Origin of the sequence: Halobacillus faecis, from assembly GCF_007991335.1 — a bacterium.
Lineage (GTDB): Bacteria > Bacillota > Bacilli > Bacillales > Halobacillaceae > Halobacillus > Halobacillus faecis.
Genome location: NZ_BJYD01000007.1, coordinates 34878 through 47113 on the forward strand (window position 1 = coordinate 34878; position 12236 = coordinate 47113).

Below are 12236 nucleotides of genomic sequence, written 5' to 3' on the forward strand. Positions count from 1 at the left end.
CTGTGGGTTTATCTGTGTCATTTTTTCAAAAGCTGTTCCATTTCATTTAATTTTTCTTCAAAAACATCCAACGCTGATAAAATCGGATCTTTGGATGTCATATCGACTCCTGCCTGCTTTAGGACCTCAATCGGATAGTCACTGCTGCCAGCCTTCAAGAAGTTCTTGTACCGTTCAACAGCCGGCTCGCCTTCTTCAAGGATCTGCCCTGCCAATGCCTGCGCTGCTGCATAGCCTGTAGAGTACTGGTACACGTAATATCCCATGTAGAAATGCGGAATACGCGCCCACTCAAGACCAATTTTCTCATCAATAACAATGTTATCACCGAAGTATTTCTTATTAAGATCATAATAAATTTCTGTCAGTTTTTCGGCCGTCAGAGCTTCCCCGTTCTGGGCTTGCATGTGAATCTCATGTTCAAATTCCGCAAACATCGTCTGACGGAAAACCGTCCCACGGAAGCCTTCCAAGAAGTTATTCAACAAATAGAGCTTCTCTTTTTCACTGTTGGTTTTCTTAATCATATAGTCATTAAGAAGCGCTTCATTACAGGTAGACGCTACCTCGGCGACAAAAATAGAATAATTCCCATAACGATATGGCTGATTTTTATGAGTGTAATAGCTATGAAGGGAATGACCGAGTTCATGAGCTAAGGTAAATAAATTGTTCACATTATCCTGCCAGTTCATAAGAATATACGGGTTCGTTCCATAATGTCCAGATGAATATGCACCGCTTCGTTTCCCTTTATTCTCTTCTACGTCAATCCAGCGATTTTCGAATCCTTCTTTGACGATATTGACGTATTCTTCACCGAGTGGCTCCAAGCCTTTGGTAACCAGGTCCTGAGCTTCTTCGTATGAAACTTCCATCTCTGCATCTTTCACAAGTGGAGTGTACAAGTCGTACATATGAACTTCATCAAGATCGAGGACTTCTTTTCGGAGCTCTGCATAGCGATGCAATAGAGGAAGTCTCTCATTTACGGCTTCCAACAAATTATCATAAACCGACTCCGGAATATTATTGTTGTCCAATTTGGCTTGTCGCGCCCTGTCATACTTTCTTACAGACGCATTAAAATTATTTTTCTTCACATGTCCCCCGAGCGTTGAAGCAAATGTATTCTTGAATGATCCAAACGTATCGTACATGGCATCAAACGCAGATTTCCTCACTTCACGATCATCTGACTTCAGAAAATTGATGTAGCGTCCGTGTGTTAGATCGACCTCTTCTCCTTTTTCATTCTTTATGGTTGGAAAAGTGAGATCCGCATTATTTAAGGCGCCGAAGGTTTGCGAAGGGTTGGCACCGATCTCAGAGAATCCAGCCAATAACTTCTCCTCTTTTTCACTTAATACATGAGCCCGTTGACGTGTGATTTCATCGAGTGTATGTTCATACAGCTCCAAAGGCTCATAAGATTCAATAAAGCTTTTCACTTTCCCCTCAGGAAGAGCGAGAATCTCTGGAACGATAAAACTCATCGCCGACGCGATTTTTGTGTATAAGTTCTCGGCCTTTGCATTCATCTCCTGATAATGAGCATTTGTCGTATCCTGGTCATTTCTCATATGTGCATAAGTGTACAACAGACCGATTTTATGTGAAATTTTATCTTGAAAGGAAAGAAGCTCATGCAACTGTTCCGCTGATTCCCCAAGTTTACCTTGGTACTTTTCTAATTCAGGAAGCAGCTCCTTCGCTTCTTCTAATTCTTTATACCATTCTTCATCTGTTGCAAACATGGCCTCAAGGTCCCATGTTTTCTCAACAGGTATTTCTTCTCTTTTGGGTAGCTCTTTCGCAGACGACATCCAACATCCTCCTTCAAATTAATTCGTCACCCTAAAAATTTCTCGATTGAGGTGCAAATCCCTTCCTAAATCTTAATTCTTTGTAAATTTTTCAATTGTTCCAACGTCCTACGGTCATCTTCCAGTGCATCCTCGACCCGTTTATGGAAGGAGACCTGTTTGATCTTGATATAAATATTCTTCCCTGTTTTTTCTATGATATTTAATCGAGTAAGTAAGTCCAAATATTGTTGGCTTAAATGAGGGGCATAACCGTTTGGGGTTGAACCGATACTCAGGATGGGGAATTCCACGGAAGATTCTATAGGAAGGTGAAAGAAATGATCGAGAAAAAGACGGGTCTGCCACACATATGGCCTCATGACGGTTTGAACTTGGCCGGGGACAGGCAGATAACAAATGCTGGGGATTAACGAGAAATGATAGCCCCTTAGGTAAAGATACTGACGATACTGGCGTTCTTCAGAGCTTACTTGACTTTGATAAACCGTACGATTCTTATACCACAACCTCTCCACTTCTCTTAAGAAAGGTTCATCACCGTAATCATATGATCCCGGGGTAAATAACTGAGGAAAACGAAGGTTAGTTATAGCTGAGGAGAAAGTTTTTGCAAAGACCCGGCGGCCACCTGCTGATTTCACATTGGAAAGCACACAAATCTGACCTTTTGAAGCATGAAAAAAATATAAGTAATAATCATCATTTAAGTAATAAAAGAAAGAACGGGTAAAATCACTGAGAGAAAGATGATAGGAGTTAGAGGAATGAAGATGTTTTGTACCAAGAATCCAAAGAGGGAAAATCCCTGCATCCCGGTAGGAGAGAGTACGTTTATTGATTTCTTGATTTGTGACAGAAGCACACTGATACTCAATCGCTATTTTCTTTCCATTTACGAGTAAGTATATGTCAGGTCTTTGCCTAATCTCTGGCAAGTATTGTTCCAGGTGCACTTCATAACCTTGATTTTTCAACCATGTAAACAACCTCCATTTTCCACGATCATGTTCGACAGTTTCCCCTCCCTTTATAACAGCACAATTACTCTTGGGAAAATGGGAGAAATGAGGAATCGTACGTCTCCCCGATCGAATTTGCAACAACTCATGACAAACTGGACAAACATAAGGAGTCTTCCTGACTAATTCTATTTCCGCTTGAGTCAGCTGATACAATGATTGTAATTCTCCATTTGTATTTAAAGCATACAACACCGCTTAATCACCTCCTATCCCTTTTATTCGACAAAAGCCACCAATAATCCTGCTAACGCCCCCTACGACTAAGTAAATTAAGGCATGCAAATTGAATTTCAATGGTTGTTTTTAAAGACAAAAAAATAAGCACACGTAGTTGTGTGCTCGTCGAATTAATCGACAGGAAAATATTCTTTTACTGAATCCAATGCCTGCTCGTTGAATATCGTTTTTCCATACTCCTCCAACCTGTGAATCGTAAGGGATGACTCATGGCCATATTCCATAAGCTGACTCAGTACATTTTCTTGGTCATCATCACTCATATTTTCATCATTGAATTGAATATATAAATAGTAACGATCTTCAAAATGGAATAAGCGCTGCTCCATGGATTCAACAGGTAACACGTAGTGGCTCAGTTGAATCACATCTTCAAAATCATTGAACTTGAGTGTGAATGTCAGAGGTTCATCTGACTCCTCCTGATCCTCTTCGTACTCATTCCTTTGATCATAGTCTTCGGAAGAATGGAATTTATCGTCAAGCAGTGATTCCAGTTTTTCATCCACTGGAACATCAATTGCCTTACCGTCCTCATTCGGAAGTTCGAGCTTTTGGCCATCCTGGGATACTTGGGCCTTAGTCACAATCACTTCTAGTCCTTTGTCCATTGCCTGAACCTGGATCCACAATGGCCCGTCAGCCTGGAAGTTTTCCTGATCGTTCACTTCATCCATCATTTCCCAAAAGAGCTGTTCACTGCGTTCTCGGTTGTACCAGATTTCTTCTCTGTCAAAACCTCTTTGTTCTACATCCTGATATGTTACGTAAAATTTAACGGTATTTTCATTAATGCGTTCGATTTCCATACGTTTCTCTCCCTTCTTGTCATGTTTTAAGGGGGAAGGGAACACTCACCCTTGCGTCGCTTATAAAACCTTACCCGTTAGGCCAAAGCTTCAACCGTCATGATGTGTAGAGATAAGGGTTGATGTACTTCTATTGTATGACAGCAAAGGCTGTTTGGAAAACAAAATGCTCGATTTCAGCATATAACCATTTGTGTCATGAATAAACATGGAAATAGGCCCTCATTCGGTTGATTGACTTTATATTTTAGCTTATTCCCTTAGGTTTGTCACTACATAGCAGGAGGATTTTTCAATGAACTGGGACTTGCTTGAACCACTACTTATCATTATCAGTATTGACATCATTCTTGGCGGTGATAATGCCGTAGTCATAGCACTGGCTAGCCGCAATTTACCCCCTGAGCAAAGAAACAAAGCAATTCTTCTTGGGACAGGCTTAGCCATCGCTGCCAGAGTCCTTTTGACTATGGTTGCTCTTTATCTTCTCCAAATCCCTTACCTTCAATTAATCGGTGGATTGCTTCTCTTTTATATTGCCATGAAACTGCTAACTGATACAGAAGAGAACGATCACATCAAAGCAGGTGACAGCCTGGCTGCTGCTGTAAAAACCATTGTCTTTGCAGATATCGTGATGGGTTTCGATAATGTCCTGGCTATAGCGGGAGCTTCTCACAACAACATCATGCTAGTCATCATTGGCCTACTCGTGTCTGTTCCTATCATTGTTTGGGGAAGTCGAATCATTCTCGTGCTCATGGACAAGTTTCCACTCCTCATTTATTTCGGCGCTGGAATACTGAGCTACACAGCTGCCGAAATGATCATGGAAGACCGCTATATTCTCCAGTATATGGAGGCTTACCCACTCATCCATCAGTGGTTTGCAGTGGCTATGGTTATTACAGTCGTTACTCTAGGTTATTTTTCAAACAAACGAAAAGGCACGGCAGTCTAACAAAAAAAACACCCATTTTCTAAGGAAAGACAAGGGAAATAAAAAAAGCTGTGAGGGTAAAAATCACCTTCACAGCTTTTTCATTTATTAATTGACTAAGCGTTGTGCTTCTTTCAATTGGAATGTGCGTACACTTCGAGGTAAGAAACGTCGAATTTCATCTTCGTTATAACCTACCTGTAGTCGTTTGTCATCCAAAATGATTGGGCGACGTAACAAACCGGGGTTCTCCTGAATCAAGTCAAAGAGATCTTGCATTGGCAGCTGATCGAAATCCACCTTCAATTTTTGGAATACTTTTGAGCGTGTAGAGATGATTTCTTCCGTCCCATCCTCCGTCATACGAAGAATTTCCTTGATCTCATCCAACGTTAGCGGCTCAGAAAAGATGTTTCGTTCCGTGTAAGGAATATCGTGCTCTTCCAGCCATGCTTTAGCTTTTCGACATGATGTACAACTTGGTGAGGTATAAAGTGTAACCATACAGAAACTTCACTCCTCAATATTTTATGGTAGAACTTTAATTGCTTGTTTTATTTGTAATCAATATAATCTAACCATGATTCTACTATAACACACCTGTCAAGTTTTATCTATAAAAACACGAACATATGTTACAGAAAGCAATTATAAATCGTTTCCATGTACTTATACCACGTAATATGTAGGGTTAAACATCTTTTTTATAGAAAAGATAAAACTGTTCTATTTTCAACTAACAGCCTTCCATTGAAAATACCCACCTTAACTAACGGTGGGTATAGGGGATCAGTTTTTTGTTTTATCCAGTTCTTTTAAGATATTTTTCATATCACGATCTTCATCATGAGTCAGAACTTCATCAACTGGCTGATAAGATTTCCCATAAAATTCTTTATCCTTATAGGTATGAATTTCAGTGTACATCTCTTTCATTTGCTCATAAATCTGTTCTTCCGATGCATCTTCTGGAGACCAGTAAAGGATTTCCATCTGATTGAGTTCATCTGTTACAACCGAACGCCTAGTATACCCGATGGATTTCGCATGTTTAAATCCTTCACGCTGATAGAAGCGGAGCCTTGCTTCGGTATCCGAGTCCTCATAATCGACAGGTTCAACTTCAAGGATGATCGGTTTCCCTTTTGCCTTCATTTTTTCAATGAGTTTATGACCAAGTCCTTGACCACGTGAAGCAGTGGAAACGTATACATAGTCGATGAAAAGAAAAGATTCAAACTCCGCGTACATAAGCACGTGGTTTTCTCCTTCATCTTTGTAGTACACATCACTTTTCTCTTTCAATAATGCTTCCATGTGTTCTTTCGATTTCATTTCCTCTACTGGGAAATACTCGTTCAACTTCTCATACCAATTCATTGATCTACTCCCTTATCCTTAGTCATCTTCTATTATACCGAATAATCATTCAGTTGTTAAATGCTATTCTATACACTTTCTTTTGCATTTGTAGTGTCAACTGTGTATAGAATGTGAAGGATCCCTTTATGCTATGCTCTATATATCCATTTCCTAAAATGAACACGAAAAAACATCTTTCCGTCTCTCACCTTCATTATTCCGGTTAAGCTCCCAATTGTGGAAGACTCAGTTTCGAGATAACCGGGGGCGTTTGCCATATTGAGCTTTAAGGGTGGTTAGGAAGCTGCTCGCTTTCCTTCGGGGGGGTGACGGAGAGCCTCTACTCGAGCTAAAGCTCTGCGGGGTCTCTCCAAGTCAGAGTAGGCTCACCGCCCGTCCCATGGAAAGCGAGCGGTTTCCCGGAGCCCATAAACGCACACAAACATCTCAAAATCCAGTCCTCCACACTCCTGCAATTATTTTGAATATAGGAAAAGGTGCGGAATCTTTTTGATTCCACACCTTTTTGCTAATCTAAGGGTGTATAGTCTACGTTTTTGGTATAGTTATTTCCAGCATTCCATAGAAGGAATTCATTAATTCCGTTTTCGTTTAAAGCACGAATTTGAGCTTCAACTTCTGCTTTTCCATATTGTTTCGTAGGTCCGGAGTAAAGCCAAGGGGCTTCAAAATCCTGAAGCCATGGACGGGAGGTCGGCGCATTCTCTAACGCTCCCAATACCTCGTTTTCTACTTTAGCGTATTCACTAATAAGACGGTAAGGTTCTGTATCCGGTTTAGAAATCCCAAAATACGGTCCCCAGTGACTTGGATAAATCATAGAAGAGATGACATCAACATTGGATGAAATCTTAGAGAAGTTCTGTCCGATATTCGGTGCTTCTGTAATGGTCGCAGCGTAACCAAAGATATCGACAGATACATCCACTCCATAGTACTCCAACTCTTTACTGGCATATTCTACGAAGTCCGTAACAGCCTGCACCCGTTTTTGCACATTGTCCATATCCATGTCTCCGTATTTCCCTTGGCCGTATTCAAGGACATCGTCACGGCTTCCGAAACCTTCTGGGAAGCGAACATAATCGTACTGAATTTCTTCAAAGCCCATTTCTGCTGCAATTTTCGCAAGCTCTACGTTATATTCCCAAACTTCCTCCATAAATGGATTGACGAATGATTCCCCTTTTCCATTTTTCCAAACTTCTCCGTTTTGTGTGAAAGATAAGTCTGGTCGTTTCTTCGCTAGCAAGCTGTCTTTAAATACGACAACGCGAGCAATCGGATAAATTCCTTTTTCTTCAAGCTCTTCAAGCATCGCACGAGGGTCGTCAATAAATCCCTCCGCCACGTCCTCATAAGGAGAACCTTCTTCGGGTTCAAACGTGATATTCCCGTTATCCTCCTTTATATCAATGACCATGGCGTTTAGTTCAGTGTCCTCAACGAGTTTGGTTAGCTCTGCCATCTTCGCTCCACCGGCAGAAGGTCCTGTTACAAAAATACCTCTGACGGCATCTGGGTATTCAAAAGACAGCCCAGAGTTGTATGTAAATCTTGCCGCCGGACTAGGAACGGCCAATTCTTTCAAACCCAATTGTTTCTTTGTAAGCATAGCGACCTCTTTCGTTCCTTCTCCATCTTCCGCCTTCACGTTATGTAATGATCCCATCATTCCAAAAAGGAGAATCCCCGTGAATATTGTCATCCAAAGTTGTCTTTTCCCCATGTGCATCCTTCTCCTATCCTAAATTCTTCTAATCTCATTATAAAAGAGGAAGTCAATTTATAACAGAGCTGCCTGACAATTTTTCATAATTTTTCCCTACAACACGACCATTTTCCTAAACAAAAAGAAAAAAGGCTCTGTCATCTCGACAGAGCCTTTTTAATAGATTATTCTCCTGTACCGTGCTCGCGTTGGTACTGTTCGAATTCTTTTGTGGTACAAAGTACAAAGTGACCAGGGCGCACTTCCCGGAACTCTGGCTCTTCACTCGTATCATGTTTCGTAGGATCATATGTGAAACGCTCACGAGAACGTTCGTAGTCCGGATCAGGTAATGGAATGGCAGATAGTAGAGACTGTGTATAAGGATGAATCGGGTGCTTGTACAATTCATCTGCATCAGCAAGCTCAACCATTTTACCAAAGTACATAACGCCGATTCGATCACTGATATATTTGACCATCGACAAATCGTGGGCGATGAACAAATAAGTTAAACCTTTTTCTTCTTGAAGCTTTTTCAAAAGGTTAACCACTTGTGCTTGAATGGAAACATCAAGAGCAGAAATTGGCTCGTCGGCGATAATAAAGCTTGGGTCTACAGCAAGGGCACGTGCGATCCCGATACGTTGACGCTGACCGCCACTGAATTCGTGCGGGTAACGGTTGGCGTGCTCTTTATTCAATCCGACTGTCTCCAACAGCTCGTGGACTTTCGCTTTACGCGCTTTTGAATCTTTCGCTAGCCCATGGATGTCCATGCCTTCTGCGATAATATCTTCAACCTTCATACGAGGGTTTAACGATGCATAAGGATCCTGGAAAATCATTTGCATTTCACGGTTAAACTTTTTCAAGTCTTCACGAGACTTCTTTCCGTGTACGTTTTCCCCGTCAAAAATGACTTCTCCATCTGTTGCATCGTACAAACGGATGATGGTTCTTCCAGTTGTGGACTTCCCACAACCAGACTCCCCAACAAGACCGAATGTTTCACCTTTGTAGATGTTGAAATTCAAACCGTCCACGGCTTTTACTACACTCTGGCGGCCTGTTTTAAAATGTTGTTTTAGATTTTTAATTTCGACTAGTTTTTCTTGACTCATACTCGTTCACCTTCCGAACTGCTGGATGAATTCGCCATACCTTCCATACGCTTTTTCACCGCTTCTGGTGGTTCAATCTTTGGTGCATGCTCATGTAACAACCATGTAGCTGCGTAATGCGTATCGCTCACCTTAAACATTGGTGGTTCTTGTTCAAAGTCGATCTTCATTGCGTATTTATTACGAGCGGCAAAAGCGTCTCCTTTTGGTGGGTCCAGCAAATCCGGCGGTGTACCAGGAATGGCAAACAGCTCTTCATCTGCACTATCAAGAGAAGGCATAGACCCTAATAACCCCCATGTGTATGGATGTTGAGGATTGTAGAATATATCATCTACTGTACCAACTTCGACAATTTTACCAGCATACATAACCGCTACTCGATCGGCAACGTTCGCCACTACACCAAGGTCGTGAGTGATGAAAATGGTCGCTGAATCTGTTTTCTTTTGAATGTCCTTCATCAGCTCTAAGATTTGAGCTTGGATCGTTACATCCAAGGCGGTTGTAGGCTCATCGGCAATCAACAGTTTTGGATTACACGCAAGCGCGATGGCAACAACCACACGCTGCCTCATTCCACCTGAGAACTGGTGGGGATATTGTTTCATACGGTTTTCCGCATCAGGAATCCCTACAAGTTCCAATAGTTCCACAACACGCTTCCGGGCTTGAGGCTTACTCATTTTTTGGTGCTTGATCAGACCTTCCATGATCTGATTCCCGACTTTCATCGTCGGGTTCAGTGATGTCATAGGATCCTGGAAAATCATTGATATCTCTTTACCGCGAATCTTTTGCATCTGTTTTTCAGACATTTTTGCAAGGTCACGGCCTTCAAAAAGGATCTCTCCTTCTTTGATACGACCTGGCGGTTTTGGAATCAAGTGCATAAGAGCTTTGGTTGTAACGGATTTACCGGAACCAGACTCTCCTACAATTGCTAGTGTTTCACCTTTTTTTACATCAAAATTAACACCACGTACTGCTTTGACTTCACCACCGTAGGTGTCAAAGGATACGTGCAAGTTTTTAACATCTAGAAGTTTTTCCATTGTGTACACCTACCTCCTATTCGCGCATCTTCGGATCAAATGCATCACGAAGACCATCAGCTAAGACGTTAAAGGCAATCATGATAAGGGAGATTATAATTGCCGGGAATAATAGAATATGCGGATAAATCTGCAATGAATCGAAACCTGCATCAATAAGTGTACCTAAAGATGCCATCGGAGTTGGTAGACCTAACCCGATAAAGCTTAGGAAAGCTTCAAAGAAAATCGCTGAAGGAATCGAGAACATCGTGTTAATAATAATTAATCCTAATGTGTTCGGAATTAAATGTCTTTGCAATATTCGTCCATCTTTCGCACCTAATGTTCTGGATGCAAGAACGAACTCTTGGTTTTTCAATTTCAATATTTGACCTCGGACAATACGTGCCATGGATATCCATCCCGATATGGCAAGGGCTATGGTAATAGACATAATCCCTGGTTCTAAGATTAGAATCATTAAGATGATAAGAACCAAGTTCGGAATACCGACTAGAATTTCAATAAAACGTTGCATGTAGTTATCCACACGACCGCCGTAATACGCTGAAATTCCACCATAAGCAACCCCAATAACCATATCTATAGCTGCAGCAAGCAGGGCAATGTAAAGGGAGACACGAGTTCCCATCCATGTACGAGACCACTGGTCACGGCCCAATCCGTCAGTACCGAACCAGAAGTTCTCATCCATGTCTTTGGCAGCATAAACATCATAAGTGGCTCTTACTTCTGCTTGCTCACCATTGGATCCATCATTCAATACTTCTGTAGTGATAAACTCTTCCTGGTTGTTAAAACGCATCAAGGCTTTCGTTTGGGCGTCTTCTAATGTGTCAGCAGACTGAACATCAGAAAGTGTACCATCCATACCTAGCCAAGCTAGACCTTCTACCTTAGGTGGCATTTTAGCACGGGAAAGGTCTTGTTCATATTGGTCATAGTCATTCATATATGGACCAAAGGCAGCCATTAAACCTAAGACAATTAAAACAGCCAGTCCAATCATCGCTCCAACGTTCTTGCGGAGACGGATGAAGGAATCCTGCCAGAAGGAAAGGCTCGGCCGTGTTATCTTCTCATTTTCTGTTTCTGTCGTTTCTACGGGCACAAATAAGTCTTTCGATGGTTTGTGGTTATCCATAGTCGATTACTCTCCTTCCGCCAGACGAATTCTAGGGTCAATGACTCCATAAAGCAAGTCGATGACCAGGATGATGAAGATGAATAAGAAAGCGATTAAGAGCGTTGTACCCATAATGATTGGGAAATCATTCATATTGATCGCCTTAACGAACTGCTCACCAATTCCAGGCACAGCAAAGATATTTTCAATAACAAGCGTACCTGTCATCAATCCTACAGCTAGCGGTCCTAACACTGTAATCAATGGAATTAAAGCGTTTCTTAAACCGTGCTTAAATACAACACCGACTTTATTTACGCCTTTGGCGCGGGCGGTCACGATATAATCAGAGCCCATTACTTCAAGCATTTCTGTTCTCATAAAACGGGCAGCAATTGCAATTGGGAAGATGGCCAACGAAATGGTTGGTAATATAGTGTATTCCCAGCCTTCCCACAGGGCAACTGGCAGCCAGCCAAACTTAACACCAATATAAAACTGTAATAAACCTGCAAATACAAATGATGGTATGGACTGTCCTAATACAGCAAGGAATGTAGACGTATAGTCCATGATTCCATTATGGTAAATGGCAGATACAAGTCCCAATAACATACCTATGATTGTTCCGATAATCATCGCTTGGAAACCTAGCTGAACCGAAGGGCCAATTCTCTCCATAATAATGGTAGTGACCTCTCGATTGTCGAACTGAAACGAGATACCTAAATCACCCTGAGCCAGGTTAACCATATAGTTGAAATACTGAACAGGAACAGGATCATTCAATCCATACTTTTCTAAAACTACCGCTTGCTGTTCATCTGACAATTTATCTGCAGCACTTAGGGGAGTACCTGGTAAAAACTTCATCAGGAAGAACGTTAAGGTAGCAATTAAAAACATCGTTATAACCATATACAATAGTCGCTGGATTATATAACGAGTCATATCAACACCTCCAAATGTGTAAACCTACAAACTTATCATGTTGTCA

Annotated in this window: 11 protein-coding genes; 1 reads left to right on the forward strand and 10 read right to left on the reverse strand. The window is 41.5% G+C overall.

Translation table 11 applies throughout. The annotated features are described in order from the left end of the window. Positions 1-17 precede the first annotated feature (17 nt). From pepF to mecA, 3 genes are all read right to left on the reverse strand, one after another. On the reverse strand, positions 18-1826 hold the full coding sequence (gene pepF, locus HFA01_RS05610; RefSeq protein WP_146814092.1) for an oligoendopeptidase F: 1809 nt from the start codon (positions 1824-1826) through the stop codon (positions 18-20). A gap of 65 nt (positions 1827-1891) precedes the next feature. Beyond that, positions 1892-3043 (reverse strand): competence protein CoiA, encoded by a 1152-nt coding sequence (locus HFA01_RS05615; RefSeq protein ID WP_146814095.1) that lies wholly within the window; start codon positions 3041-3043, stop codon positions 1892-1894. 155 nt (positions 3044-3198) lie between these two features. Continuing rightward, positions 3199-3897 (reverse strand): adaptor protein MecA, encoded by a 699-nt coding sequence (gene mecA / locus HFA01_RS05620; RefSeq protein WP_146814097.1) that lies wholly within the window; start codon positions 3895-3897, stop codon positions 3199-3201. A gap of 295 nt (positions 3898-4192) precedes the next feature. Here mecA and HFA01_RS05625 point away from each other — a divergent pair, with 295 nt between their 5' ends. Beyond that, entirely contained in the window at positions 4193-4858 is a 666-nt protein-coding gene (locus tag HFA01_RS05625; protein WP_146814099.1) for a TerC family protein, read from the forward strand. 87 nt (positions 4859-4945) lie between these two features. Here HFA01_RS05625 and spxA read toward each other — a convergent pair whose 3' ends face one another. From spxA to opp3b, 7 genes are all read right to left on the reverse strand, one after another. After that, positions 4946-5341: a transcriptional regulator SpxA gene (gene spxA / locus HFA01_RS05630; protein ID WP_008638741.1), complete on the reverse strand. Its 396-nt coding sequence runs from the start codon at positions 5339-5341 to the stop codon at positions 4946-4948. Positions 5342-5626: 285 nt separating this feature from the next. Continuing rightward, complete coding sequence (locus HFA01_RS05635) at positions 5627-6217, reverse strand: GNAT family N-acetyltransferase (RefSeq protein WP_146814101.1); 591 nt, start codon at positions 6215-6217, stop codon at positions 5627-5629. Between the two features lie 511 nt (positions 6218-6728). Next, positions 6729-7949, reverse strand: a complete 1221-nt coding sequence (locus HFA01_RS05640; protein WP_146814103.1) for a putative glycoside hydrolase — start codon at positions 7947-7949, stop codon at positions 6729-6731. A gap of 167 nt (positions 7950-8116) precedes the next feature. Continuing rightward, positions 8117-9055 carry an ABC transporter ATP-binding protein gene (locus HFA01_RS05645; RefSeq protein WP_146814105.1) on the reverse strand — a complete coding sequence of 313 codons (939 nt, stop codon included), beginning with the start codon at positions 9053-9055 and terminating at the stop codon, positions 8117-8119. Then, the gene (locus HFA01_RS05650; RefSeq protein ID WP_146814107.1) at positions 9052-10110 is read right to left on the reverse strand and encodes an ABC transporter ATP-binding protein; all 1059 of its coding nucleotides are present in this window, start codon (positions 10108-10110) and stop codon (positions 9052-9054) included. Before HFA01_RS05650 ends, HFA01_RS05645 begins: the two co-directional genes overlap by 4 nt. 16 nt (positions 10111-10126) lie before the next feature. Then, a complete protein-coding gene (gene opp3C / locus HFA01_RS05655; protein ID WP_146814110.1) occupies positions 10127-11257 on the reverse strand; it encodes an oligopeptide ABC transporter permease in 1131 nt (376 codons plus the stop codon). 6 nt (positions 11258-11263) lie between these two features. After that, positions 11264-12190, reverse strand: coding sequence for an oligopeptide ABC transporter permease (gene opp3b / locus HFA01_RS05660; RefSeq protein WP_146814112.1), 927 nt, complete (start codon positions 12188-12190; stop codon positions 11264-11266). Between the last annotated feature and the right edge of the window lie 46 nt (positions 12191-12236).

Excerpts from the sequence above, each read along its gene's own strand:
- pepF (WP_146814092.1), bottom strand. The coding sequence starts at position 1,826 with ATGTCGTCTGCGAAAGAGCTACCCAAAAGAGAAGAAATACCTGTTGAG.
- mecA (WP_146814097.1), bottom strand. The coding sequence starts at position 3,897 with ATGGAAATCGAACGCATTAATGAAAATACCGTTAAATTTTACGTAACA.
- HFA01_RS05625 (WP_146814099.1), top strand. The coding sequence starts at position 4,193 with ATGAACTGGGACTTGCTTGAACCACTACTTATCATTATCAGTATTGAC.
- spxA (WP_008638741.1), bottom strand. The coding sequence starts at position 5,341 with ATGGTTACACTTTATACCTCACCAAGTTGTACATCATGTCGAAAAGCT.
- HFA01_RS05635 (WP_146814101.1), bottom strand. The coding sequence starts at position 6,217 with ATGAATTGGTATGAGAAGTTGAACGAGTATTTCCCAGTAGAGGAAATG.
- HFA01_RS05640 (WP_146814103.1), bottom strand. The coding sequence starts at position 7,949 with ATGGGGAAAAGACAACTTTGGATGACAATATTCACGGGGATTCTCCTT.
- HFA01_RS05645 (WP_146814105.1), bottom strand. The coding sequence starts at position 9,055 with ATGAGTCAAGAAAAACTAGTCGAAATTAAAAATCTAAAACAACATTTT.
- HFA01_RS05650 (WP_146814107.1), bottom strand. The coding sequence starts at position 10,110 with ATGGAAAAACTTCTAGATGTTAAAAACTTGCACGTATCCTTTGACACC.
- opp3C (WP_146814110.1), bottom strand. The coding sequence starts at position 11,257 with ATGGATAACCACAAACCATCGAAAGACTTATTTGTGCCCGTAGAAACG.
- opp3b (WP_146814112.1), bottom strand. The coding sequence starts at position 12,190 with ATGACTCGTTATATAATCCAGCGACTATTGTATATGGTTATAACGATG.